The organism is Myxococcales bacterium, from assembly GCA_016706225.1.
Lineage (GTDB): Bacteria > Myxococcota_A > Polyangia > Polyangiales > Polyangiaceae > JADJKB01.
Window position 1 is genome coordinate 245,841 of sequence record JADJKB010000022.1, and the last position, 25,135, is coordinate 270,975.

The 25,135-nt window shown below is 66.9% G+C and carries 19 protein-coding genes; 12 read left to right on the forward strand and 7 right to left on the reverse strand.

The features are described from left to right. Positions 1 to 12 precede the first annotated feature (12 nt). Complete coding sequence (locus IPI67_32170) at positions 13 to 1,881, reverse strand: glycosyltransferase family 39 protein (protein MBK7584833.1); 1,869 nt, start codon at positions 1,879 to 1,881, stop codon at positions 13 to 15. Between the two features lie 2 nt (positions 1,882 to 1,883). Next, positions 1,884 to 4,172: a glycosyltransferase family 39 protein gene (locus IPI67_32175; protein ID MBK7584834.1), complete on the reverse strand. Its 2,289-nt coding sequence runs from the start codon at positions 4,170 to 4,172 to the stop codon at positions 1,884 to 1,886. Between the two features lie 123 nt (positions 4,173 to 4,295). Here IPI67_32175 and IPI67_32180 point away from each other — a divergent pair, with 123 nt between their 5' ends. Both IPI67_32180 and IPI67_32185 read left to right on the forward strand, forming a co-directional pair. Further along, positions 4,296 to 5,972, forward strand: coding sequence for a hypothetical protein (locus IPI67_32180; protein ID MBK7584835.1), 1,677 nt, complete (start codon positions 4,296 to 4,298; stop codon positions 5,970 to 5,972). After that, the gene (locus tag IPI67_32185; GenBank protein ID MBK7584836.1) at positions 5,969 to 6,157 is read left to right on the forward strand and encodes a hypothetical protein; all 189 of its coding nucleotides are present in this window, start codon (positions 5,969 to 5,971) and stop codon (positions 6,155 to 6,157) included. Before IPI67_32180 ends, IPI67_32185 begins: the two co-directional genes overlap by 4 nt. Positions 6,158 to 6,196: 39 nt before the next feature. On the opposite strand, the gene IPI67_32190 is transcribed toward IPI67_32185, so the two are convergent. The 4 genes from IPI67_32190 to IPI67_32205 all read right to left on the reverse strand — a co-directional run bounded on the left by IPI67_32190 (position 6,197) and on the right by IPI67_32205 (position 12,425). Beyond that, positions 6,197 to 8,077, reverse strand: a complete 1,881-nt coding sequence (locus tag IPI67_32190) for an IgGFc-binding protein (GenBank protein ID MBK7584837.1) — start codon at positions 8,075 to 8,077, stop codon at positions 6,197 to 6,199. 11 nt (positions 8,078 to 8,088) lie between these two features. Continuing rightward, the gene (locus IPI67_32195; protein ID MBK7584838.1) at positions 8,089 to 10,215 is read right to left on the reverse strand and encodes a hypothetical protein; all 2,127 of its coding nucleotides are present in this window, start codon (positions 10,213 to 10,215) and stop codon (positions 8,089 to 8,091) included. Between the two features lie 118 nt (positions 10,216 to 10,333). Continuing rightward, positions 10,334 to 11,464, reverse strand: coding sequence for a hypothetical protein (locus tag IPI67_32200; protein ID MBK7584839.1), 1,131 nt, complete (start codon positions 11,462 to 11,464; stop codon positions 10,334 to 10,336). Between the two features lie 73 nt (positions 11,465 to 11,537). Continuing rightward, positions 11,538 to 12,425 carry a hypothetical protein gene (locus IPI67_32205; GenBank protein ID MBK7584840.1) on the reverse strand — a complete coding sequence of 296 codons (888 nt, stop codon included), beginning with the start codon at positions 12,423 to 12,425 and terminating at the stop codon, positions 11,538 to 11,540. Positions 12,426 to 12,613: 188 nt separating this feature from the next. Here IPI67_32205 and IPI67_32210 point away from each other — a divergent pair, with 188 nt between their 5' ends. From IPI67_32210 to IPI67_32240, 7 genes are all read left to right on the forward strand, one after another. Next, positions 12,614 to 15,232, forward strand: coding sequence for a glucosidase (locus IPI67_32210; protein ID MBK7584841.1), 2,619 nt, complete (start codon positions 12,614 to 12,616; stop codon positions 15,230 to 15,232). A gap of 141 nt (positions 15,233 to 15,373) precedes the next feature. After that, positions 15,374 to 16,378: a decarboxylating 6-phosphogluconate dehydrogenase gene (gene gnd, locus IPI67_32215; protein ID MBK7584842.1), complete on the forward strand. Its 1,005-nt coding sequence runs from the start codon at positions 15,374 to 15,376 to the stop codon at positions 16,376 to 16,378. A gap of 2 nt (positions 16,379 to 16,380) precedes the next feature. Further along, positions 16,381 to 17,799, forward strand: coding sequence for a glucose-6-phosphate dehydrogenase (gene zwf, locus IPI67_32220; protein MBK7584843.1), 1,419 nt, complete (start codon positions 16,381 to 16,383; stop codon positions 17,797 to 17,799). Positions 17,800 to 17,813: 14 nt separating this feature from the next. Further along, positions 17,814 to 18,497 (forward strand): ROK family protein, encoded by a 684-nt coding sequence (locus IPI67_32225; GenBank protein ID MBK7584844.1) that lies wholly within the window; start codon positions 17,814 to 17,816, stop codon positions 18,495 to 18,497. A 13-nt stretch (positions 18,498 to 18,510) separates the two neighbouring features. Then, positions 18,511 to 19,197: a histidine phosphatase family protein gene (locus IPI67_32230; protein ID MBK7584845.1), complete on the forward strand. Its 687-nt coding sequence runs from the start codon at positions 18,511 to 18,513 to the stop codon at positions 19,195 to 19,197. After that, positions 19,164 to 19,787: a hypothetical protein gene (locus IPI67_32235; GenBank protein MBK7584846.1), complete on the forward strand. Its 624-nt coding sequence runs from the start codon at positions 19,164 to 19,166 to the stop codon at positions 19,785 to 19,787. The genes IPI67_32230 and IPI67_32235 overlap by 34 nt, the downstream gene beginning before the upstream one ends. Positions 19,788 to 19,794: 7 nt before the next feature. Further along, positions 19,795 to 20,586 carry a hypothetical protein gene (locus IPI67_32240; protein MBK7584847.1) on the forward strand — a complete coding sequence of 264 codons (792 nt, stop codon included), beginning with the start codon at positions 19,795 to 19,797 and terminating at the stop codon, positions 20,584 to 20,586. Between the two features lie 15 nt (positions 20,587 to 20,601). On the opposite strand, the gene IPI67_32245 is transcribed toward IPI67_32240, so the two are convergent. Next, complete coding sequence (locus IPI67_32245) at positions 20,602 to 21,954, reverse strand: hypothetical protein (GenBank protein ID MBK7584848.1); 1,353 nt, start codon at positions 21,952 to 21,954, stop codon at positions 20,602 to 20,604. Between the two features lie 100 nt (positions 21,955 to 22,054). Here IPI67_32245 and IPI67_32250 point away from each other — a divergent pair, with 100 nt between their 5' ends. From IPI67_32250 to IPI67_32260, 3 genes are read left to right on the forward strand one after another with little or no spacing between them, the layout of a single operon-like run. Next, the gene (locus IPI67_32250; GenBank protein ID MBK7584849.1) at positions 22,055 to 23,614 is read left to right on the forward strand and encodes a hypothetical protein; all 1,560 of its coding nucleotides are present in this window, start codon (positions 22,055 to 22,057) and stop codon (positions 23,612 to 23,614) included. A 53-nt stretch (positions 23,615 to 23,667) separates the two neighbouring features. Beyond that, positions 23,668 to 24,477, forward strand: a complete 810-nt coding sequence (locus tag IPI67_32255) for a class I SAM-dependent methyltransferase (GenBank protein ID MBK7584850.1) — start codon at positions 23,668 to 23,670, stop codon at positions 24,475 to 24,477. Positions 24,478 to 24,481: 4 nt separating this feature from the next. Then, the gene (locus IPI67_32260; GenBank protein MBK7584851.1) at positions 24,482 to 25,102 is read left to right on the forward strand and encodes a methyltransferase domain-containing protein; all 621 of its coding nucleotides are present in this window, start codon (positions 24,482 to 24,484) and stop codon (positions 25,100 to 25,102) included. The last annotated feature ends 33 nt before the right edge of the window (positions 25,103 to 25,135 follow it).

The window sequence follows — 25,135 nt, forward strand, 5'->3', positions numbered from 1 at the left end:
GGCCTCGAAGGCTCAAGGGATGATGTACTTCGCGTCATCCTCGAAGCGCACGTCGTCGATCACCACGTTGGCTCCGGGAGCGTCGCTCGTGTGGAAACCGAGCTCCAGGATCCCGGAGCCGAAGGCGCCGCTCGGCACGGCGACCTGCTCGACCCGAGACGCCCCGGGCTGAAGCTCGAAGCTGCCCACGGTGGACGAAGCCAACGTGTGGCCGAGGGTCAGCTCCACCCGCGTGCTTCGGTCGGCGTGCCCGCGCACGAGCACCCGGCTCGCAAACGGCCACTCTGCCGCGAAGATCACCCGGGCCTTCGTCGTGGTCATGCGGGCCGAGGAGCCAACCGCCTCGAACCCGTCGCTGACCAGGCGTTTGTCCCCGAGCTGAAACCCCTGTGCGCTGAACTTCAAGGATCGAAAGTCGCGCATGTACCAGTCCGACTGGGTCGCGTCCCGCCAGCGGTTCGGGTGAACCCGATAGCGCGCGGCAAACGCCAGCGCTGCAGGGTAGACGGCAACGTCGCCGATCTTTTCGTCCACCAGCTGCCACAAGAGCTTCGAGCTCTCTCCGTACTGCACCGCCTGCGAAGCCCCGCGACAGCACGGGATCACGGCGCGTGTCTGGCCGAGCATGTTGCCCTGAACCAGGAGCGCAAAGGGCACGGTTGCTCCGACACCCACCAACCACAGCGAGCGCTCGGGTTTGGCCATCAACCACGCGGCGATGCGCTCGACTACCAGCGCGCCGAGCACGACGAAGAGCGGCGTCAACGGGGTGAGGCGGCGCGCGCCGAACGTTCCCGACCCGTGCCAGTCGAGCACCGCGGAGTAGAGAAACCCTTCGATGGCGCCGGCTGCGACCAGCGGCAGGACTAGCGCCCACATCGCACGACGCTTCCAGGCGAACACCAGCCCCACGACCGCGAGCCAGGCAACGGGCGTCGAGTAGAACAGTCCCCCATGCGGCGCGAACAGCAGCAGGAACGGGTGCGCCTGGGACAAGTGAAGGTACGGGCCGCTCGCCGGGCTCGTGGTGTAGTGCCCGTACATGTACTTGTAGAGCATCAAGAGCGGCACCACGCCGAGGGCCGCGCCGGCGGCGAGCACGCCAAGCACGCCCGCCAACTTGCGGATGTCTCTTCGGAAATGAATCAGCGCAACGGTCAGCGGGAGCAGGCCGTAGATGAGCTGAGGGGGTCGCTGCAAGAGTGCGATCGCGACCGCGAGCGCGGCCACCACCCAGCGCGCCCAGGACTCCGGCTTCTCGTGGGCCCGCAGCGACGTGAGCGCGACCAGCGCGACACCAAACGTCGCGTACACGTGAGAGTAGCTGGGCCACAGGCCGGAATACGCGGCCAGGAGCCCCGCCCAACCGAACAGCGCCGCGCTCACCGCCGCGGCGCCGTCCCCCACGAACCGCCGCGCCAGTCGGTAACAAAGGTAGAGCGAGACCGCACCCACGACACAGCCGATGGCGAACGCATCACCTGCGAGCGGCCCGCGACACCCGGCGAGTACGTCCGGCCTTGCCCCCGGCGGCAGCTTCACGAACAAACGCACCAGGAACAGCGCCGGTGCGAGGAACATCGTCGGACCCAGGTAGTACGGGTTCGCGACATGACCCGTTCCGTGATCTTTGCCGAGTGCGAACGGATCACCGCACAGCGCGTAGTCGTTCTTGAAGTCGAAGTCGCCGTCGAACACCAGTGAGCGGGCGTAGAGCCAGATGTAGTGGGGATCGGAGTTGCCCGGAGCGTCCTTGGCTCGCTCCGCGAACCAGAACCACAGGTAGAGGCCGAGGGCGATCAGGCACACGGCGATCCCCGCCCGCTGATCGCGGGCTGCCTCTCGCAGGCGCTTCGCCCAATCCCTGGATCCCCCGGTCATCTTCACCACACCGTCGTCAGCACCGTGTGCTCGCCCGGGCTGGGTTTCACCGGCAGAGAAGGGGTGCCGCGCCGCGCGCCCCACGACCCGTTGTGTTTCTCGGTGCCGGGTCGCGGGCGGATCTCGCTCTCGCTCCGGTAGATCATGCCGGCCTTCCACAGCGGCGTTGGCATCTCGAACGGCATGCCGGTAGCGCGCAGGCGTGTTGGCAGGTCGATCAACGTCCAGCGCCGGGTCTTGGTCACCTCGGCGCTCAGGTTGAACGTTGCATCCGGTTCGATGGGGCCGGGCGCCAGGAAATACACGCTGAATCGCCCGCCGATCCCCGGCTGCATCCGCGTGCCGAGCAGTCGAACCCCGCCGCTGAAGTCGGTCGCAGCGGACTTGTCCAGCTCGTCCACCAGCTCTTGCCGCAGTCGCTCCGCCAGCGCCAGGTCGCCGGACGCGACCGCGGCGTTGTGCGCAATGCGACGCTGCTCGAAGGTCTTCGCGGTGCCCGTTGGCACAGCGTTCGGCTCCTGCTTCAGGTGATGCCGAAGCTCCCAGGTAACGAACGGATCGGGGACGACCGTGTACATCGGATCGTTACCTTGCCGGAAGTACCACTCGAGCCGGGTCGGCTCGCGCTGCGAGAGTGAGAACCCATCGAGCAGCGCCTTGGGTTTGGAGCGGTCGGCGATCCAGAACGCCCCCACCGCGCGCACCGCGTAGCTGTCAGCAAGCTTGGTCAAGTCGGTCGCGTAGGCAAAACGCGTGTCGAGCACGAAGTATTGCGCCTCACCGACCTGAGGCCCCACCGGCACCGCGCCCACGAGGATCGGACGCCTGAGGGCCCAGTCCATGCTCCAACAGGCCTTCATCCCGTCGTGCAACATGACCGTCGTCCCGCTCTCGAGGTCTCGGCGCAACCACTTGAGCACGGTGATCTTGTCGACATCCTGGTGAATCAGATCACCCCGCTCGTCGAAGCGTCCGCCGGTGCGGCGCGATTGCACCAACCCGGCGACTCCATCGGGGAACATCGCGATTGGAACACACGCTGTGAACAGGAGCGCAATGGCCGGCGGCCACAGCATGCCCTGACGCCCGAACCGCCGCACGAGCGCGCGCCCAACGGCCTCGAACGTCCAGGCGAACAGGCCGAGGGAGAATGCGAAGTAGAGCGCGAAGGGCTGCGGCCAGAAGAAGTGGATGTCCGCGCCCTGCTTGAAGGTGACGTATTGCAGCGCCGCCATGGCGAGCATCGCCAGCGGGAAGATCTCGGCGTCTTTCCGCAGGAAGAGCAGGCGAAACACGAACAGGGGCAGCGCCGCCTTGCCGATGAAGATCGCCAGCGGCGTGAAGCTCGCGTCGATCCAGTCCGCGCGGGATTCGAGCACGGCGTCGAGCGCCATGTTGCCGCCGGCGGAGCGGTGCATGCCCTGGGTTAAAAGATTGCCGAGCTGACCAGCCTTCTGAAATGCCACCAGATAAAAGAGCAAGAGCCCGACTGCCAGTGATGCACCGAGCGCCCACCACTGAGCGAAGCGCCGACGGTCGACGGACGGGTACCAGAAACCGTTGAACAAGATCCCACGCGGCAGGCCGAACGCGAGCACGACAGCGCTGAAGAAGAAGCCCGGCCAGTCACTGTTCAGCGCGGTGAAAAACCCGAACGCGCTGACCAGGATCCAGCGCCGACGCCAGGTCTGGGTCATGCGCAGGTAACCCCAGGTCGCAAGCAGCACACCGAACATGACCGGCACTTCGAGGTTGTTGAAGTTGCCGAACGCCAGCGCAATCGGGGTAACGACGAACCCGAGACACGCGAGGGCACCGGCGACGGGGCCCCAGAGCTGTCGCCCGATGCCGTACACGAGCGGCGCCGACAGCGCGCTCATGACGACGGCGGGCAGCCGGCACACGAAGTCCTGGTGCCCGAACAGTTTGACCACGATCGCTGTCGTCCAGAAGATCCCCCACGGGTGGTTGCAGTAGTAGACGGCAGGCGTCGGCGGGTCCGTCAGGTACATCGCGACGGGCGCGATGATCTTCCACTTCCACATGTTCTCGGCGGCGATGCCGATGGCGGCGTTGCTCGCCCAGTGGCCGACCGCGATGGGGCCGAACATCTCCCAGGCGACCGCGGCGGTGAACCACAACGAAGCCAAGACGGCGATGACGCGGCACACGAGCTCGACTCGCGGATGAGCGACCGCCGGAGCCTCGCTCCGAAGGGCCGACCGCACGCGCGAGAGCACACGCCGCACACGTCCGACCTGAGGCGCCTCCGGGGGGGCCAATCCCGCCACTATGCCTTCTTTTTGCATGAACGACCGCGCAGCCGAGCGGCAGGGTACTACAGAGGAAGCTGGGCTTGTCGCGCCCGCGCACATTGCTGGATCGCCCGCCGACGCGGGGCTAATGAAGCCCGGATGGAGCCCGCCCCGGCGTCCGACGCTGACCCCGCTCCGGGCCCCGCCGAGGGCAGTGGACAGGAGCGCCCACGTTCGACCGGGTTCGCCACCGCCCGCGAGCGGGTCCGCGCTCGGCTCGCACCCTGGGCCGAGTCACTGAGCCGCGCCGATTCCCCCGCCTCGCGCGTGCTCCGCGTCGTGGTCTGGACGGTGTGTCTGGCGCTCACCGCCCGCCTGTTCTGGGTGCTCGACCAGATGGCCGTGCACTCCATCATTGGCTACGACGAACAGTACTTCCTGTGGTCGGGGTGGAGTGTCACCAAGGGGCTCGCGCCGTACTCCGAGGCCTTCGAGTACAAACCCCCACTCTTGTTTTATACCCAGGCGCTGGCGCTGAAGCTGCTCGGTTTCGAGCACATGCGCTACCGCTGGTTCTATCTATTTTTTCCCCTGGGCTCGGTGCTCGCCGTTCAGCTCTCGCTGATGCGGCGAGGCGCCAACGTGCTCGCAACGCTTGGCTTTGCATTGCTCGCCAGCTGGTACTTCACCGACCCGCGTTTCCACGACAATCACCTGGGGGACGCCGAATCTATCGCGCTGGCCTACTATTTCCTCGGCTTCGCCTGTCTGCTCGCGCCGTTGCGTAACCGCCGCGTCAGCGACGTGATCGGCGGCGCGCTGATGGCCTGCGCGGTGCTCTCGAAAGAACCCGTCGCGTTCACGGTGATCGGCACCTGGGCCGCGTGTTTTTTCATGTCGGAGGAGCCGGGCCGATTCAGCGTGAGAGCCAAGCGCTACGTGGCTCTCACGGGACTGGGAGTGCTCTCGGTCGTGGTCGTGCTCTTGATCTTGATGCTGCCGCGCGGCGCGCTCAGTGGATACATCGCGCTGGTCAAGAGCTACAGCACCTACAGCGATCCAACCAAGTCGGTCTGCACCGTGCTCGGCCGTTTTCAGCCGACCACCTTCTGGGCGGATTTGCCCCGACACTGGGACAAACTCAGGGTCGATTTCTTGAACCTCGAAAAAATGGGCCCGGTGGTGCCGTACCTCGCCGCCGCGGCGGTGGCGCTCGTGCGTCGCTCCCTGGTGGTGAGTGCGCTCTCGTTCTTCGTGTTCGCCGCCGGCTTCTACTCGGTGACGGCGACCGGGTGTTACTGGTCCCACTACTACGTGATGACCCTGGCCGGCATCTTCTGTGTCGCGGGCCTCGGCCTCGTTGCCATGCCGTCCGCGGCCATGCCGCGCGCCGTCGGGCTCTGGAGCGGGGTGATCTTGCTCGCGCTATCGGCCGCCGCGGTCTACCCGCGTTACGAGGTCGAGGCGCCAAAACAGTATCCTTACCAGCCGCTCAACGTGGAGCCGCGCGTGCTCCAGTTCGTGCTCGCTCACAGCGCCCCTGGCGATCGCATCTGGACTACCGGCGCGCCGGGGCTCTACGTGTTTGCCGACCGCGTGAGCGCGACGCGCCAGAGCGCCATCTTGGACGACTACCTGGTGCAGTACCCGGGCGACACCGACGAAGAGAAGCTGCGCCCGCTGCGCGAGCAACTCGACCGACACAGGCCCAAGGTCGTGGTCGTCGATCGGGCGTACCAGGAGCGAAAACGGCGAACCTTCAGCGTGCTCGTGTTCCCGTTCTTGAAGGCTCAGGGTTACCAGGAGCTGGAGAAGGATCTCTGGGTCAGGCCGTGAGCCGACAGCGGGCGACCTGCGCGAGTAGCCTCGAGCGCTGCAAGGCCGAAGGGCAGCCGCCCGACTTCGGCCTCGACGAATGCGTCAGAGTGCTCTCGGCGCTCGACGGCGGCAATCTGGAGTGGGCCAAATCAGCGACCGGTCCCTCCGGCGAGGGATGCCGTCTGATGTTCCCGGTGTTCTGAACGACGACCCCTCGAAGCAGGCCGCGCCGGCTCGCCGGTTCACTTGGGCACGGGCACAACCGTGATCTTGGTCAGCACCGCGGCGTTTCCGCCGGCGGGGTACGCGTAAGAGGCGTAGCAGTCGAGTCCCCAGACGGTCATGCCGAAAGGCGCCGTGCTGTCGGCAACGTGGCGCCCGTTGACACAGCTGCCGACTCCCACACCACCGCGCACGAGATCGACCGTGGTCATCTCGTACTGCCCGCTCGTACCGACCGCCTTCCAGCCGCTGACGGCGCCCAAGCAGTCCACTTTCACGTCGGCGAACCCAGCTGACCCTTTTCGACGAGTGATGACCAGGTGAGTCGTGCTGTAGGTCGGGTCGGTGAAGAAGACGTACTTCGAAAGAAACTGCGTCGGGGGGAGCATCATCACGATCTCTTCGTCCCCGAGCGTCGTGGGCAAGTTGAACGCGGAGCAGTACGCAGCCGACCCGCCCGGTGCGCTGCCGCTCGGCACGTTGGCCGTGTCCATGAGTTGGGCCGCGGCGAATGGGTGGTCCGCATCTTGGCTCGTGACCCGGAACGAGTCTGTCGCCAAGAAATCTGCAACCTGTCCTCGCCCGAGCGCGCTCGGCGCGCCTGACACCGCGGGATCGAAGCTGAGTGTGGTGCCATCGACGGCGCCGACGAAGCGGTAACGAATTGGCTCCGGCGCAGCGTCCTTTCGCCGTGATGCGAACGGCGCGCCCACGTACTCGCGCCCGAGTGCCGTGACAGCAGAGATCTGCTGATGGGTCGACTCGCCTCCGGCGCCCGGTGTCGGCTGCTGCCGGTAGAAGCGATTCCCAGTGAACACAGCGATCGGTTTGTCGGCGAGGACGATCGAGCCGGAGACGTCGGAAGTGCCCGGTGGCAACTCCCACTGCACGTACTGCCCGGCGTTGAGCGATACACTCCCTGGTATGTTCTTGCCGATGGCGGCGACCGCCGAACCGGACGGCAGATCGACGGAGGGCAGGATGTCCACCTTCGTGCCGTCTTGCTCGGCGAGGATCTGAAGCCAGACCGGGCCCGCAGGCGTGTGGGTCCCCGGTGGAGTGCCGAGGACCACGTAGTTCGAACCCCACGCCGACGACGGGAACAGCAGCTCCGCGCTCGGGAAGTGCGACTGTGCTCCACCGAACGGGAGCACGTCGTAGGCGCTCACGGGAACGTCGGAGCCGATGCGGAACGCGAGCTCTTTGCCGGTGCCATCCAGCATGGTCGAGGCCGCCACCGCGGTCGGCACGGGGCAGTTCATCGGCACGTTGTTCTCGGGAAATACCGAGGTAGGGTCAGCCGACAAGAAGAGCACCGCGACCTGATCGGCGGGGATCCCCGTCGCTGGCACCGGATTCCAGCTCGTCGGCGGCTGACCATCGATCGGGATGCGCGCGAACGAGGTGACGTCCAGCGTCGTGCCCCCGCGCGACACAGTGATCTTCGCCGCCTTGGGCCAAGCGTTCGCCAACGCAAGCGCAAAACACGGCGGCTTGGTGGTGTAGTAGGCGAGCGGAGTCGGCACGAGGAAGTCGCAGCCGAGATTGCCGTGGCTCGCGCCGGCAGCAGCGCAGGCCGCGATGCATTTGCCAGCGGCGCAACCCTGGTCCGGTGGACAAGTCTCGACGACCACGCCGTTCGCATCGACGACGGAGCGCAGGTCGGCGCTGCAACCGAGCACACCGGAGTCGCCCGCGTCGATGACGATCACCGGGCCGTCATTTCCCGAATCGCCGGCAGTCCCACCGCTGCCACCCGAACCCCCGCTCCCGCCGCCGCCGAGGCCCGCGTCCTTGCTGGGCGTGGTTCCCTCGGAGTCACTGCCACAGGCGCCGGTCAGGACCGTCACCAGCGCGACCGAAATCGCACTGCGTATTGCCCAGCGAATTGGATCGCGCATCTGGCAGCTCCTCACTTCGTCACACAGTAGCCCGGGTTCGACTTGGTGTTGCAAGCCTCCGTACTGCTGCAGCTGTTTGCCGCGCAGCAGAGGCCGTCCACACAGGCCACGCCGCTCGCGCAGTCGGCGGCGGTCGTGCAGGGATTGCCGAGTGTGTAGTACTCCCAGGTCTCGTTCGCGCACGCACTCTGGTAGCCCGCGTAGAACAGGACGCTGCGTCGGCGCACCGGATCGTACGCCATGGTGTCGGCGAAGCTGGAGTTCTTCGCGGGCCCGGTGGCGGTCCGCGTCCAGGTGGTCCCATCCCACTCCCAGGTGTCGGCGAGTGGGCTCTGCGCCGCGTTGACCACGCCGTGGCCGAAAGCGACGATCGTGCGACCGCGCACCGAATCGAAGGCACTCGACGCGCCGAAGCGCGCCGGGGGCGCCGACGCAGTCGTCTTGTCGATCCAGCTCGACCCGGTCCACTCCCAGGTTTCGGCGACCGCCTTGGTGCCATCGTTGACGTCCGTCGTGCCCCCGAACAGCACCGAGCGGGTCCGCGCGCTGTCGTACTCGAAGGTCGGAGCTGCCCACGCGCCCGGCGCCGGGTTCACTGCGGGCTGCGTCCACAGCGTGCCATTCCATTGAGCCGTGTTGGTCAAGTAGGAGAAGTAGTTGGTGCCGCCGAACAGCGTCAGATTTCCCGCCGAAGCGCCGCCGTGAAAGGTCATGCCCATGCGCGCCCGCGCGACCGAAGCGCTCGACGAGTGTTTGGTCCAGACGCCTGCCTTGAGCGACCACGTTTCGTCGAAGAAGATCGTGGGGCCGAGGGTGCCGCCCCCAGCTAGCACCAGCGCCTGTAGACCGGAATCGTAGGCGAGGGCTGGCGCCCAGCGACCGCTCGGCGCGGCTCCCGCGCTGGGGGTGATGTCCTTCCAAGTCGATCCATCCCAGACCCAGACGTCAGCCAGGAGCCCAGTCCCGCATCCATCTTTGCTGCCACCAAAGACAACGACGCCTCCCGCGCCGGGATCGTAGGCGACCGCAGGTCCCCAGCGCGGGGGTGGCGGTGACGCCGGCGCGACGTTCTGCCAGATGCCGATGGGAACCGGCACGCATTTGTCAGCCGTGCACTTGCCGTTCGACCCGTCGCCGCACTCGGCGGTCAGCTTGCACCCCTGGCCCCAGCCACATTTTGCGCTGCACGAGCCGCCGCAATCCACGTCCGTCTCGTCCCCGTTCTTCTTGGTGTCGTTGCAATCGGGGGCCTTGCACTTCTTGCTCGTTGGGTCGCAGACCTGGCTCGTGCAGTCCGCGTCGACCAGACAAGCCTGGGTTGGATCGCACTTCTTGGTGCACGACCCGCCGCAGTCCACGTCGGTCTCGTCCGCGTTCTGCTTGGTGTCGCTGCAGTCGGGGGCCTTGCAGGTGAGGAGAGTCGCGTCGCACAGCTGACTCGTGCAATCCGCGCCGGCCGCACAACCCTCGCCGGTACCGCACTTCTTGGTGCATGACCCGCCGCAGTCCTTGTCCGTCTCGTCGCCATTCTTCGAACCGTCGGTGCAGGTCGGAGCGGCGCAGAACCCACTCGCGCAGGACACCGTCTCACAGTCCGTCGGCGCCACACATTTGGCGCCGAGCTTGCACTTCGTGGGACAGCTGCCACCGCAATCCGTGTCCGTCTCGTCACCGTTCATCACCAGATCGATGCAGCTCGGAGTGTCGCACTTGCCGAGCGTGCAGACCTTGCTCACGCAGTCCGCCGGCCCCCCGCAGCTCATGCTCGCAGCGCACGGCGGGCAGGAGCCGCCGCAGTCCACGTCGGTCTCGTCGCCGTTCTTCGATTGGTCCGTGCACGACGGGCCGGCGTCCGCGCCACCGGCACCGGCCGCGCCGCCGGTGCTGCCGCCACTGCCCGCCGCACCCCCCGTGCTGCCGCCACTGCCTGCGGCACCACCCGTGCTGCCGCCACTACCCGCTGCGCCACCCGTGTTGCCCCCGCTGCCCCCGCCCGCCGCCGCGCCGCCGGTCCCGGCGGTTCCCCCGCCGGCTGCAGCCCCGCCGGTGCCCGCCGTGCCGCCCGACGACGTGACTGTGGTGTTCTCGGAGCTGCATCCCAGAGCAAGCAGGAACACGGCAAAGTGAAGGGGGCGCATCGACCACAGGCTAGCGAGTTGGCAAGCGGGCGCAAGAGTCCACCGGCGCTTGGGCTCGCGGCGCTAGTTCAATGTCCGCTCGGCGCCCGCTTCCATCCCGGGTGCACGTCAGGGACTGCTACTCTTTGCAGCGTTCGAGCTCGGCGCGCTCGACGACGATCTTCGCTTCGGGAACGAGCGTGAGCCACCGCTGTTGAGGCAGCTCGATGGGCACGAAGCGCTCGGGTTTGGGCTTCCTCGCCCGCGGGTCGGGAGGCTCCGCGGGCGCGTCGACCCTGCGAAATGCGCTGCCCGCGTTCAACTTGCCGACGCGGACACGCTCCGCACCGAGTTGCACGATCAGGGACAGATCTTTGGCGCAGCTGTCGCCGCGAACGGTGGAAAAACTCCGGCCGTAGCCGGCGCCGTACCCGCCATACCCCACCCCCGCCCACGTCTGCGTGCCGAGGTCGCTCGAGCTCACCCAGCCCGCGACCACGAACAGCGGCGTGTCGTGCATGATGTGAGTCATCGACCCGCGCACCTCGAGCACCTCGACCTCGACGCCCTGCTCGAGCTCTGCCGAAGGTTTCGCCGTGAGATTGCGCCGGATCGGAGCTCCGTCCCGAGAGACCCAGAGCTTGGGCAGCTTGGCCTTCTTGGTGACGTACGTGCGTGCGTCGAACTCGTCGAACTCGAGTCCGAGCTGATCACAAAAGAGCTGGTCGATGACAGGCGAGGGCGAAGCGACGACCGCACTTGCGTCCAGCGACACACTGGCACGATCGGTCGCAGTGGCGACCCACGTGAGCTTGGCTTCGGCGCGCGGGAACACCACCCCAAGCAGGACCGCCGGCGGGCGTTTTTTTGTCTGCGCCCGCGGGTGAAGCGAAAGCTCCGCGGAGTCCACGACGGCGCGCAGTGTCACGTGGCCGTCATTGAACACCGCGGTCGCAGCCACGGCCTTGTCGGTGACGGGCAGCACCACGGTCGAAGGAGCCGCGCGCACCTTTGCGAACACGGGGCCACCGGTGCGGAGCCGAAGTTGATCGAAGGACCACTCGCCGCTCGCGAGCCGGCAACCCACGGAGGTCGGCTCGCGGACCTCAGGGATCGGTGGCTCGGGTTCGCTGACTGAAGGCGGCGCTTCGGGCTCAGCCGTTGCACTCGGCACTGGCGTCGTGGTCACCCGCGGGGGCGGCAGACTCGGTGGCGCGCTCGCACACGCCGAGAGCAGGCAGGTGAGCGAGCCGAACCAGCGAGGGCGCATCCGAGTGAGTCTAGTCGGCAAGCGCGAAAAGCGTTACGGGGCAGTTGCGGAAAAAGCACTTGGCTGACACGCCTCAGAAGCAGGTGCTGATCAGCGTGCAGCGTTGACCATTGGGGCAACCGACGCCCCCACACACGCAGACGCCCCAGAAACACACGCCGCCGTTCAGGCAGTCCGTGTCCGAGCTGCAGATGCAAACGTTGGGACCCGTCGCGGGTTTGTGACAGGTGAAACCGGGAGGACATTGGTTACCGCAGACGCCGCAGCTCGCTGTCGTGGTCAGGTCGGTCTCGCAACCATTGCCGGCGAGCCCGTCGCAGTCCGCGCGACCGCCTGGGCAGGCCGTGACCTTGCACGCTCCACTGACACACGCCGTGGTGCCAATGGGCGCCGAGCAGGCGTCGCCGCACGCCTTGCAGTTCGCGCCGGTCCCCAGCATCGTCTCACAGCCATTGCCGGCGTTCGAGTCGCAGTTGCCGTAGCCGCTCGAGCACTTGGCCACACTGCACTGCCCTGCCGCGCAGCCAGCTTGTGCGTGAGGCAGCGAACAGGCCGTGCACGCGCTCGCGTCGCAGCCGTTGTCGGGCGACTTGGCGACACATTGCGAAGCGCAGAGCTTCTCGCTGCTGGCGCAGCCCGCGCTGCCACCCGTCGCCCCCGTGCCCCCGGCGCCACCCGCTCCACCACTTCCGCCGCCGCTCGGGGTGCCGCCGCTGCCGCCGCTCGGGGTGCCGCCGCTGCCGCCGCCGTCAATCGCACCACCGACACCCGTCGTGCCACCGGTTGGCCAGCCTGCACTCCCATCGCCGTCCGCCGCGTCAGGGCCAGCGCCTCCGCTGGTTCCCGCGTCTGTGCCCGAGTTGCCCCCACCCACGGTCTCATCGAGATCGTTGATGGAGCAGGACGCCACCAGAAGCACGCCCGCAACGAGCAACGACGCGCGATTCGAGCCCCGACACACCTCGCCAGTGTAACCGATCCTGCGCGTCCCGGCGCCTCGCGCCAAGGGACCAAGAACGCCAGCGACCGTGGAGCAGTCAGCATTGTCAGATGCCTGAACGCCGACCGCGCAGCACACCACCGCCCCAGTGTACCGCCCCACCACGACCGAGCTACCATCCGCCCCATGCAGCTCGGAGCCACCGCCGCATGAGCAACGAAGAACGCCGGCGACTCGTCGAGGAGGGGGAGCGTTACCGTTTGTTCGGGCCGTATCTGTCCGAGCGGCAGTGGGGCACCGTGCGCGAGGACTACAGCGTCGACGGGGATGCCTGGGAGTACTTCCCCCACGACCACGCGCGCTCGCGGGCGTATCGCTGGGGCGAGGACGGGCTCGCGGGGATCTCGGATCTGAGCCAGCGACTGTGTCTCTGCATCGGGCTCTGGAACGAGCAAGACCCCATGCTCAAGGAGCGGCTCTTCGGGCTCACCAACGGGCAAGGCAACCACGGCGAGGACGTCAAGGAACTCTACTACTACCTCGACGCGACGCCGACGCACTCGTACCTGAAGTACCTCTACAAGTATCCGCAGTGTGCGTATCCGTACGAGGAGCTGGTTGCGCGCCAGCCGAGCAGCGAGGAGCCGGAGCTCGAGCTGGAAGACCTCGGGGCGTTCGCCGACGACCGCTACTTCGACGTCTTCGTCGAGTGGGCGAAGGCCGGTCCCGAGGACATCGTGCTGTCCATCACCGTGCACAACCGCGGCCCGGTCGCGGCGCCCATCCACGTGCTACCGCAGCTCTGGTTTCGCAACGTCTGGAGCTGGGGCTACGCCACGATCACCAAACCGTCGATGCACCTCGAGCGGGGCGAGATCGCCATCTTGCACGAGACACTCGGACGCTTTCGCTTCACGTCGAGCGAGGGCGACGCAACTCCGTTGTTCACCGACAACGACAGCAACGAGGCCCGCCTGTGGGGCGCCAAGACCGTGCACTGCTGGAAGGACGGCTTCCACGAGCGCGTCGTCGACGGCCGCCCGGACGCCACGAGTGCCCTCGAACGCGGCACCAAGGCCTGCTTCTGGGTCAAGCGCGTGGTTCCCGCGGGGGGTTCGGTCACGCTCGGGTTTCGGCTGCACCCCGAAGCTGCGCTCACGGAGCTGCCCAACGCCGTCGTGCTCACGCGCCGGCGCGCCGAGGCCGACGAGTTCTACGCGGATCTCGCCAAGCACGTCGCCGATCCCGAAGAGAGCCGCGTGCTGCGCCAGGCCCTGGCCGGCATGATCTGGACGAAACAGACCTATCGCTACGACGTGCGCGGCTGGCTCGAAGGCGACCCGCTGCAACCGCGCCCCGCCGAAGAGCGCAAGGCGGGGCGCAACAGCGACTGGGATCACCTCTACAACCGCGAGGTCATCTCGATGCCCGACAAATGGGAGTACCCCTGGTACGCCGCTTGGGATCTCGCCTTCCACACCCTCCCACTCGGACTCGTCGACATCGAGTTCGCGAAGGACCAACTCGTGCTGTTCACCCGCGAGTGGTACATGCACCCGAACGGACAGCTGCCGGCGTACGAGTGGGCGTTCGGCGACGTGAACCCACCGGTGCACGCCTGGGCCGCGTGGAAGATCTACAAACTCGAGGAGCACCAGAAGGGCAAGGGCGACCGCAGCTTCCTCGAGCGCGTCTTCCACAAACTCTTGCTCAACTTCACCTGGTGGGTGAACCGCAAGGACGCCGAGGGCCGCAACGTCTTCCAGGGCGGCTTCCTGGGCCTCGACAACATCGGCGTGTTCGATCGCAGCAAACCACTCCCCACCGGCGGTTATCTCGACCAGTCCGACGGCACGGCCTGGGTCGCCGCGTATTCACTGCAGCTGATGCGCATCGCGCTGGAGCTGGCCCGCGAAAACTCGACCTACGAGGACATTGCCACCAAGTTCTTCGAGCATTTCCTGCACATTGCCGAGGCCATGACGCGGCTCGGCGGCAAGAGCCACGGGCTCTGGGACGAGGACGACGGGTTCTACTACGACTCGCTGCACCTGCCGACGGGCCAGGTCATCCCGCTGAAGGTGCGCTCGATGGTGGGCCTCTTGCCCCTCTTCGCGGTCGAGGTGCTCGAGCCCGAGGAGCTCGCACGCGCACCGGAGTTCACGAAGCGCCTGGAGTGGTTCCTCGATCACCGTCCAGATCTCGCGGCGCTCGTGTCGCGCTGGAACGAACCGGGCCGCGGACAGCAGCGCCTGCTCTCACTCTTGCGCGGAAGCCGCATGAAGCGCCTGTTCAAGCGCATGCTGGACGAGACCGAGTTCCTCTCCCCCTACGGCATCCGAGGTTTGAGCAAGTACCACGAGGAGCACCCGTATCGGTTCAGCATCGGCCGGACCGAGCTCGAGGTCGGATACCAACCGGCCGAGTCGAGCAGTCGCCTGTTTGGTGGCAACTCGAACTGGCGTGGGCCGGTCTGGTTCCCGGTCAACTTCCTGCTCATCGATGCCATGCGCGAGTACCACCGCTACTACGGCGATCAGTTCCGCATCGAGTGCCCAACCGGTTCGGGGACGTTCGTGTCGATCGGCGAGGCGGCCGACGAGATCGCACGCCGGTTGGTGCGCCTCTTCCTGCCCGGCGCGGACGGCGTCCGTCCCTTCCTGTCCCACCAACCCGGGCTGGCGAAGGACCCTCACTTCAAGGACCACCTGCTCTTCCACGAGTACTTCCACGGCGATACCGGACGCGGTGTGGGTTCGATGCACCAGACGGGTTGGACTGGGCTCGTCGCCAACCTGATCATTGGTGTAGGCGCCGACGGAAAGTGAGCGAAGCCTCCGCGGGTCTGCCCACGCGCGGCGGATCGCCGGCCGATCGTCGAGGGGCCCTCGCGGCCCTTTCGATCGTGCGTGGCCTTCGCTACCCTTCGTGCTTCGCGTCGATCGGCTTCGCGAGAAGAGGGAAACACGATGCAGCTCGGAATGGTGGGACTCGGACGCATGGGTGCGAACATGGTGCGGCGCTTGATGAAGAACGGACACGAGTGCGTCGTGTCCGACGTCAGCGCAGCAGCCGTCGAGGCGCTGGTGAAGGAGGGGGCGACCGGCGCCTCGTCGCTGGAAGATCTGGTGAAGAAGCTGGCCAAGCCCCGGGCGATTTGCCTGATGCTGCCGGCGGCGATCACCGACGCGATCGCCGACAAGATCGTGCCCTTCCTCGAGGCTGGCGACACGCTGATCGACGGTGGCAACTCCCACTATCATGACGACATCGCCCGAGCGAAGCGCCTGGCGCCCCAGGGCATTCACTGCGTCGACATGGGAACCAGCGGCGGGGTCTGGGGCCTCGAGCGCGGGTACTGCCTGATGATCGGCGGCGAGCCGGAGGTCGTGAAGCGCCTCGACCCCATCTTCAAGACCCTCGCTCCCGGACGCGGTGACATCCCGCGCACGCCGAACGCCGTCAGTGGCACGGCCGAGGAGGGCTATCTGCACTGCGGACCCCCCGGTGCCGGTCACTTCGTGAAGATGATCCACAACGGCATCGAGTACGGCGTGATGGCAGCCTACGGCGAGGGGCTCAACATCCTGGCCAACGCGGACATCGGCAAGCGCTCGCACGAGAAGGACGCCGAGACTTCGCCCGTGCGCAACCCGGAACACTACCAGTACGAGTTCGACCTGGCGTCGATCACCGAGGTCTGGCGCCGCGGCAGCGTGATCAGCTCGTGGTTGCTCGACCTGACCGCGCAAGCCTTGGCAACGGATCCCAAGCTCGACAAGTTCGGCGGCATCGTCTCGGACTCGGGAGAGGGCCGCTGGACGGTCGCTGCTGCGAACGACGTTGGTGTGCCGGCGCACGTGCTGACTGCCTCCTTGTTCGAGCGTTTTGCGTCGCGCAACCTCGATTTGTTCCAGAACAAGGTGCTCTCCGCCATGCGCTTCGGCTTCGGCGGACACGTGGAGAAGAAATAACCATGTCCGGCGTCGCCGGTCCGGTGGTCAAAGAGCGGTCCGACGCGCTCGTCTTCTTCGGTGCCACGGGGGATCTCGCATACAAGAAGATCTTCCCCGCGCTGCAGGCCATGGCCAAGCGCGGGAAGCTCGACTTCCCGGTCGTCGGCGTCGCGCGCTCGGGCATGGAGCTGCCTCAGCTCATCGAACGGGCGCGGGCGAGCTGCACCGAGTACGGCGGGCTCGACGAGGCTGCCTTCTTGGTTCTGGCGCGCCAGCTCAAGTACGTCGATGGCGACTACGCCGAGCCTTCCACCTTTGCGCGCCTGAAGGCGGAGCTCGGCGGCGCGCAGCGCCCGACCCACTACCTGGCCATTCCTCCCAGCATGTTCGCGGCGGTCATCGAGCAGCTGGGCAAGTCCGGGTGCGCCGTCAACGGACGGGTCGTGGTCGAAAAGCCATTCGGGCGCGACCTCGAGTCCGCACGGGAGCTCAACGCCATCATCCACACGGTGTTCCCGGAGCACGCGGTCTTCCGTATCGACCACTACCTGGGCAAAGAGGCGGTGCAGAACATCCTCTACTTCCGCTTCGCGAACGCGTTCCTCGAGCCGATCATGAACCGGCATTACGTCGAGAACGTGCAGATCACGATGGCGGAGAGCTTCGGGGTCAAAGGCCGCGGCAAGTTCTACGACGAGACCGGCGTCATCCGCGACGTCATCCAGAACCACCTGCTGCAGGTCGTGAGCTACCTGGCGATGGAAGCTCCGTCGTCCACCATCCCCGAGGCCATCCGCGACGAACAGGCGAAGGTGCTCCGTACCGTGCGGCCGCTGAGCCCCGACCACATGGTGCGTGGACAATTTCGTGGGTACCGCGACGAGCCGGGAGTCGCCAAGGACTCCTACATGGCGACCTACGCAGCCCTGCGTTTGTACGTCGACTCGTGGCGTTGGGAGGGTGTGCCGTTCTACGTGCGCGCGGGCAAATCTCTCCAGACCACCACCACCGAGGTCATGATCGAGTTCAAGAACCCGCCGCAGGTCGTGTTCAACGAACCGGCGCCGGCCATGGGCAACTACATCCGCTTCCGCCTGAGCCCCCAGGTTCAAATCGGGCTCGGAGCACGCGCAAAACGTCCAGGCGAAGGCATGATGGGACGCCCGACGGAGCTGTCGGTGGTCGACCAAGCGCAGCCGGAACAGCAAGGACACGGCACAGGAGTGCGCCTCGGTGATTACGAACGCCTGCTGGGTGATGCGATGGCGGGCGACGCAACCCTGTTCGCGCGAACCGACGTCGTGGAAGCGGCGTGGGCCATCGTGGACCCGGTCATTCATGGGCCCAGCCCGATGTACGAGTACGAACCCGGGACCTGGGGCCCAAAGGAAGCCGATCATCTGACCGCAGAGGTCGGGGGCTGGAACACACCAACATGACCAAGGACCAGACGATGAAACAAGCTCACAACCCGCCGGCGGCCAGGGACATCTTGGTGATCGACGTGGGCGGCAACAACGTCAAGGTGGCGCTCGGAGATCACGAGCAGCCGCTGAAGGTGCCGTCGGGGCGAGAGATGACGGCCGAGCAGATGGTGGCGGACGTGAAGAAGGCCACCGAGAGCTGGAAGTACGAGGCGGTGAGCATCGGATTTCCGGGCCCGGTGAAGAGCGGTCGGCCCGGGCGAGAGCCGGTCAACCTGGCGGGCGGCTGGGTGAACCTGGATTTTGCGGCGGCCTTCGCGCGTCCGGTGCGCATGGTCAACGATGCCGCGCTGCAGGCCCTCGGCTCCCACGCCGGCGGTCGCATGTTGTTTCTCGGGCTGGGCACGGGGCTAGGCACGACGCTGGTCAGCGACGGCTCGCTCGATCCCCTCGAGCTCGCGCATTTGCCGTATCGCAAGGGGCGCAGCTACGAGGACTACGTGGGCGAGCGTGGGCTCAAGCGCCTGGGTGCGAAGAAGTGGACCTCGCACGTGTTCCAGGTCGTCGAGATGCTGCGCCATGCCCTGCAAGCCGACTACGTCGTGCTCGGCGGAGGGCAGACGAAGAAACTGAAGGCGCTCCCGCCGGACGTGAAGCTCGGCGCGGGCAACGCCGCCATCGTGGGCGGCGTGCGACTGTGGTCACGCTCGTAAATAGTGAGCGCTGATGTCCACTCGCCTCTTCCTCGTTCGCCACGGCGCCACCCAGCTCACCGCCGAGAACCGCTTCTCCGGCGCGGTCGGCGTCGATCTCTCGGACGAAGGGCGCGCCCAGGTCAAACACCTGGCGGCGCGGCTGTCGCGCGAGAAGATCGCCGCCGTCTACACCAGCCCGCTCAGCCGCACGGTCGAGACGGCAAACATCCTGGCGCACCCGCACTCCGACCTGAAACCGATCCCACGCGACGGCCTGCGCGAGATCAGCCACGGCCGCTGGGAAGGTCTGACACGGCCCGAGGTCGAGGCCCAGTTCCCCGGCGAGTACGAGACCTGGGAAGAAGACCCGTTCACGTTCGCGCCCGTCGGCGGTGAATCGGGTATCGGAGTCCTCGCCCGCGCCCTGCCGGTGCTCCGAGAGATCGTCGTCGCCCACGACGACCAGAACGTCATCGTCGTTTCGCACAAGGCAACCCTGCGTCTCTTGATCTCGAGCCTGCTCGGCTTCGACGCCCGGGGTTACCGCGACCGCCTCGATCAATCGCCCGCCTGCCTCAACGTCGTCGACTTCAAGGACCCAGTGCGCGCGCGCCTGATGCTCTTCAACGACGTCTCCCATTACCAGACGACACCGCGCCACGCGGAGGGTAACCTCTCCAGCTGGTGGGACAACGAACCCAAACCCGGCGGCGGCTGACCGCGATCGGCGCGCTCGCCGCGCTTGCCACGCTCACTGCGGGATGTGAGCCCCGGCGCGCCGGCTCGGAAGCGGTCTCGAACCCCACGGCGACGACTGCATCGAACCCCGTGGTCGAGAACGGAGCAGCAATGAAACAGAGCGCGCTGCGCGTCCAACCGTTGAGCGCTGGCTATGGCGGCGTCGGCCCAGCCACCCCGGCGCCGCATCCGGACACCTGGGTCGTCTTGTTTCTGGATGTCGAGTCCGACGGCGGGCTCTCACGAGTGGCGGTCGAGGCCGTCGAGCTGCTGGCCAGCGACGGCAAGGTCGTCGCACGCGCCGTGCCGCCCTGGTCGCTGCGGCGTGATCAGGGGAGCGTGGGAGACGAAGCGCGCAAGAGGGGGGACTTCTCCGAACAAGACACCGTGCCCTTCGACGGCAACACCACGCGCGGCTCGAAGCTCCGGCTGCGTGTGCACGCGCCGCTCGACACGCGATCCGATTCACTCACGCCACAGCCCGCGCGCTTCCGCGCCCGGCTCGTCGCCGCCGGCGATCCCGGCGTCTGGGTCGAAGGCCCGCTCTTGGGGCCCTGGCCAACGGGTTAGGTCGAGCATGTCGGAGAGGCTCATCGGCATTGGTGTGATCGCAATCTGCGCCTGCGGGGCGCGTACGAGCTCGCGCGAACCATCGCAGCCGGCGCGCCCGTCCATGGCCATCGCCCAGACGCCCACTGCGCCGGTCGCCACACCACCGCCCGCTGTGGTGGCGGCGCCGGCTCCCGCCGTTTCGCCACCCCCGCAACCGCTCCCGAAGCAGCGCTTCGCGGCCGCGCGGCGCTTCATCGAGAAGACGAAGCTCGACATGTATCGATATCACGAGCACCGGGTCGGGAACGTCGAGGGCTACCTCGCGCCGATCTTGGCGACGAGCGACGGAGGGTTTCTGGTGGTGGGCACCCGAGCTGATTACCCGAAGGGCAAGTACCAGGTCGGCAAGTCGCGACCGGTGGTGTGCAAGCTGGACGCCGAGGGCAAGCTCACGTGGGAGCGCGCGTACCGAGCCAACGGGTTCGTCGACTACGAGGGAGCAAGTGCGCTCGAGGTGGATGACGGCTACCTCGTGTACGTTCTGTCCTACGTGCACCCGGGACGCGGTGCTGTCGCGCGCCTGGTACGGATCGATGGCAAGGGCGGCGTGGTGTGGGATCTGAAGCTGCGGGGCCAGGGCCGCGAGAACACTCCCTTCCCCCAGAACGTGCGCCTGCACCAGGGACAGCTCCTCCTGGATGGACACATCTACAAGGACAGCTCGGACACGGCGTACGGTTGGACGGGAAGCGTCAGCCTCGACGGCAAGCTGCTCAGCGACGAGGTCGGGGGAGCCAACCCCTACGGCAAGAAGTGAGGCGCTGGTGAGCCGCTAGTCCGCGGCGCGGCGCGCCAGATCGAGCGTCACGACACTCGCGAGCAAGCAGGTCTTCTGCCCGGCGTCTTCCGTGTAACAGGTACAGGTCGACCCGGCGGTGGCACACCACGCCTCGTTCGCAGGCACGAAGAAATTCTGGGGCGGACTCTGGTTGCTGAAGCCGGTGTAGAAGAGCCAGTACCCGTCGGGGCGCAGCACGACGTCGGCCCCGGTCAGCCAGCCATAGGCCTCGTAGGTGTGGGAGGCATCCCAGTCGAACACGTGTTTGGGGTTCGATAGCTGGAACGAGTTACCGTCCGGCGAGGTGGCGTGGGAGAGGTGCACCGACACGTTGAAGTTGGTCGCCGCCGTGGCCTTCTCGGCATCCGTGTCGGCGTTGAAGAACAGCTCGAACTTCGTACTCTTCGGGTTCCACACCACCGACGGCTGCATGCCGCCTGCCTGCGGATTGCCCGCCGCTTGCGTCCATTGCACACCGTCCTTCGACGTGGCGTGACTGACTCCGAACGCGAGCGGTTTCTTCGCGGCATCGACCGCCATCGACGAAAAGAACAGGTGCCAGGTGTCGCCGACGATCACGACCTCGGGATCGGCCACCAGTCCGTCGTCGACGCCGGCCATCCCGGGAAATGCGTCTCGCCCAAGCAGGAGCAACCCGGCGATGTTCTGGTAGGGCGTCGTCTTACCCGCGTAGGGCGACTCACTCGCGGGCGGTCGCTGGAACGAGCGTCCGTCGGCCGAATAGGCAACGCCGATCTGATACCAGACGTAGCCAGCGACCGAGCTCTGAACCGCGGCGAAGTTCCCGCCCGAATAGAACATCACGTAGCGGCGGTCTGGCGGGTTCGTCGGCACCTTGATCACGGTCGGCGTCTCGACGCGGTCGTAGTCCCAGTCCGCCGGGGCACCCTTGGCGCTGAGCACCGGCTTGTCCTCTACAGTCCACGTCACGCCATCACTACTCTCCGCATACAAGATCGCCGTCGCGGGATCGGGCGCGAGGTAGTCGGCGTCCAGCGGCGACTGCCACCACGCCTTCCATTTGCCCTCGTCCTCGTCGTAGAGAACGCTGGGATCGGCAATGAAGAGCTCGAGCCTTCCGTCGGCGTGTTTGGCCCCGGCCGTGTACAGCGGGTTCTTTTCGCAGCGGGTGAACGCGGCGCCGACGGGCCCACAGCTATCCCCCCCATCAACGCTCGCGTCCGAAGCGTCGACGCTCGACCCGTCCGGCATCGCATCGCCCGCCGGCGAATCAGCCTGAGCGTCCTTCTTGCCCGGCGAGTCCCTCGGCGTCTCCGACGAGCAGGTCGCAGTGAGCGCGCACACCAGCAATATCAGCCGCTTCACGTGCGACAGAATAACGGAGTTCCCGCGCCTTACCAACCGCTCGCGTCCCCTGCGCGAAACGACGAAGCACGCCGCACACACTCGGCGTATGCTTCCCCTCGTGCGGCGCACGAACACTTGCACGCTGCTCGCAACTTGCATCGCGCTCGGCTGCGGCGGTGGAGACGATGGGGGCAGCGCGTCGACCGGAGGCAAGCCCGGCAGCGGCGGCACCGCGAACAGCGGAGGCAACGCTGGGACCACCTCGACCGGCGGCAGCGGCGGCGCAGCCGGAGGCGCGGGCGCGGGAGGAAGTGGCGGCACGACCATTCCCACCTGCGCGGGCACCGGTGGAAGCCCGAGTGGCAACGTGTTCCACGCCGCGCTCAGCGGGACCGCGAGTGGAGACGGCAGCGCGGCGAAACCCTGGGATCTGCCGACCGCATTGCTCGGACCCGCCGCTGTGAAACCCGGCGACACGGTGCTCGTGCACGGCGGCGTCTACCAAGGCGGCTTCGTGAGCAAGCTCGCGGGCCAGAGCGGCGCGCCGATCACCCTGCGGAGCGCGCCCGGCGAGTGGGCCACGCTCGACGGGGCGAGCTCCACCGAACCGACACTGCAAGTCTACAAACAGTGGGTGGTCATCCGCGATCTCGAGGTCACGAACACCGCCCCCGATCGCAAGACGACGCGCCCCAGCGGCATCTACGTCGAAGCGCAGAATGCCAAGCTCGTGAACCTGGTCGTGCACGACACCGGCACGGGGGTGATCTGCAACAGCGCCGGCGCAACGAACCCCGAGTACGCCCTGGAGCTCGAGGTCGCGGGGTGCATCCTCTACAACAACGGCTGGGACGACGTGGATCGCTCCCACGGCCATCACCTGTATTTGCAGAACCGCGACGGCACCAAACACATCTTCGACAACGTCGTGTTCAACGCCTTCGGGTTTGGTGTGCACGCCTACTCCGACACCGACAAGTACTTCGCGGAAGGTTACGAGATCCGCGGCAACGTCTGGTTCGGCAACGGTGCGGCTTCGGCCGTGCCCGAGAGCCCCGGCGCCGCGACCAGCAAGTACTACGACGGTTGCATGGTCGGTCACAACGGGACGCACCCGGTGGCGCGGGTCGAGCTGAAAGAGAATTTCGGCTGGGCCGAGAGCCCGGGCGAGCGCGACCTGCGCCTCGGCTGGAAGGCGCCCAACGAAGACGCGAAGCTGCTCGACAACTACCTGGTCGGCGACACCACGTTCCAGCCATCGTGGAAGACCGTCGACATGAGCGGCAATACCTTCATCGGCGCGGTCAACGGCGTGACGACGGCGAGCTACCCGAACAACACCTTCCAGAGCGCAGTGCCCGGCACGAACAAGATCGCGGTGCGGCCCAACCCCTGGGAGAAAGGGCGCGCTCACGTCATCGTCTACAACTGGGAGAACGCGGACAGCGTCTCGGTCGACGTGAGCGCGGTGGTCGCCCCCGGAGCGAAGTACGAGCTTCGCAGCGTCCAGGACGTGTTCGGAGCGCCCGTGCTCTCGGGCACCTTCGACGGCAAACCCCTCAGTGTGCCGATGGCCGCGCCCAGCGTGGCTCAACCCATCGGCCTTCCGGGCGCCATCACCCCGGCGGAACAGCCCGGCAAGCGCTTCGGCGTGTTCTTGCTCACCAGCGCCTGCTGAGGGCTTTTCTCGGGGCAATCGCGGCGCAAAAATGATCTAGAGTACGCGCCCCCATGCCCAAGGAAGAGGTCGGCTTCGAGGACTTCGAGCGTTACTTCCCCTACGCGCCCGCGGCGCTGTGCGTGAAGGAGTGCGCGCGCCTCACGGAGCTCCGTCGCTTCGACTGCCCGGGTCCGATCTTGGACGTGGGCTGCGGGGACGGTCTGTTTGCCACGGTCGCCTTCGGCAACACCGAGATCTGGGGGATCGACATCGACGCCAAGGAGGGCGCCTGGGCGCTGTCGAGCCGCGCCTACGCCCAGGTGATCCTCGGCGACATCACCCGCGCCAAGCTACCCGAAGGGTTCTTCTCGACCTGCGTCGCCAACTGTTCCCTCGAGCACATCCCCGACCTCGACGCGGCTCTCCGCACCATTCGCGGCAGCCTGAAACCAGGGGGGCGCGCCTACATGTTCGTGCCGAATCGCGACTGGGCGTCCTGGTTCCTGAGCGTGCGGCTCTTGAAGGCGCTGGGACTCGAGTCGGCGGGACAAGCCCTCCAGGACGCGGTCGATCACACGTTCAAACACCATCACCTCTACGACGAAGCGGGCTGGCGCGCCTGCATGGAGAAGGCGGGCTTGCGCGTCGAGCGCGCCGAGCCCGTGCTCAGCACCGCGACCACCGTCGCCTTCGAGCTCCTGCTCGTGCCGTCCCTGCTCGGGTTCGTGAACAAGAAGATGACCACGCGCTGGACCAATTTTCCGCGCTTGCGCAAGCTCGCCGCGCGCCCTGCGTTTGGCGCCGTGCGCGCCGCGCTCGCGGCCGGCAGCGACCCAGCACCGACCGCGGAGTTCCTGATGGTGTGCTCGCGGCCGGAGTGAGGAAATGGCCGAAGCCGTCGACTATTTCAGCAACCATCGGCTCAAGCTGAGGTTTCCCTGGCGGCTCTACCACGGGCCGATCATCAACGCGCTCGACTACGAAGTGCCGGGGCCGCGCATCTTGAATCTGGGTTCGGGTCCGTTTTTCGAGCTCGACTCGATCGACGCGGCGGGCAAAGAGCTCACCTTGGCGGACATCGATCCCCGGGCCATGGAGCTCGCGCAGAAGATCCACGGCGCGCGCATCGCGCATACCGACGTGCTCGTTCCCGGTGAGCCCCTACCGTATCCCGACGGGCACTTCGACGGCCTGGTCTCGATGGACGTGATCGAACACCTGCCGGAGCCCGAGCCCTGGCTGCGCGAAGCGTTTCGAGTGGTCCGCCCGGGCGGCCTCGTGTTCTTGACCACGCCGAACTACGCCTCGCGCTCGCTGGTGGTCATCGAGCTCACGGCGCTGGAAGCCATTGCGCGGGTGCAGGGGTTCAGCCGCAAGGCGCTGCACCCCTCCAAGCTCGACGCGAAGAAACTTCGCGCGCTGCTCCACAAGGTCGATGCACGCCGCGAGAGGCTCGAGACGATCGCCTTCGGCTGGGTGCTGACGGCGCGCGCCACCAAGGCCTGAGCTCGGCGCGAGCGCTGCTCGAGCCCTTGGCTG

What these genes read in the sequence shown, in the direction of transcription:
- IPI67_32170 (MBK7584833.1), bottom strand. Translation starts at nt 1,881, where the DNA reads ATGACCGGGGGATCCAGGGATTGGGCGAAGCGCCTGCGAGAGGCAGCC.
- IPI67_32180 (MBK7584835.1), top strand. Translation starts at nt 4,296, where the DNA reads ATGGAGCCCGCCCCGGCGTCCGACGCTGACCCCGCTCCGGGCCCCGCC.
- IPI67_32190 (MBK7584837.1), bottom strand. Translation starts at nt 8,077, where the DNA reads ATGCGCGATCCAATTCGCTGGGCAATACGCAGTGCGATTTCGGTCGCG.
- IPI67_32195 (MBK7584838.1), bottom strand. Translation starts at nt 10,215, where the DNA reads ATGCGCCCCCTTCACTTTGCCGTGTTCCTGCTTGCTCTGGGATGCAGC.
- IPI67_32200 (MBK7584839.1), bottom strand. Translation starts at nt 11,464, where the DNA reads ATGCGCCCTCGCTGGTTCGGCTCGCTCACCTGCCTGCTCTCGGCGTGT.
- IPI67_32210 (MBK7584841.1), top strand. Translation starts at nt 12,614, where the DNA reads ATGAGCAACGAAGAACGCCGGCGACTCGTCGAGGAGGGGGAGCGTTAC.
- gnd (MBK7584842.1), top strand. Translation starts at nt 15,374, where the DNA reads ATGCAGCTCGGAATGGTGGGACTCGGACGCATGGGTGCGAACATGGTG.
- zwf (MBK7584843.1), top strand. Translation starts at nt 16,381, where the DNA reads ATGTCCGGCGTCGCCGGTCCGGTGGTCAAAGAGCGGTCCGACGCGCTC.
- IPI67_32225 (MBK7584844.1), top strand. Translation starts at nt 17,814, where the DNA reads ATGAAACAAGCTCACAACCCGCCGGCGGCCAGGGACATCTTGGTGATC.
- IPI67_32230 (MBK7584845.1), top strand. Translation starts at nt 18,511, where the DNA reads ATGTCCACTCGCCTCTTCCTCGTTCGCCACGGCGCCACCCAGCTCACC.
- IPI67_32240 (MBK7584847.1), top strand. Translation starts at nt 19,795, where the DNA reads ATGTCGGAGAGGCTCATCGGCATTGGTGTGATCGCAATCTGCGCCTGC.
- IPI67_32255 (MBK7584850.1), top strand. Translation starts at nt 23,668, where the DNA reads ATGCCCAAGGAAGAGGTCGGCTTCGAGGACTTCGAGCGTTACTTCCCC.
- IPI67_32260 (MBK7584851.1), top strand. Translation starts at nt 24,482, where the DNA reads ATGGCCGAAGCCGTCGACTATTTCAGCAACCATCGGCTCAAGCTGAGG.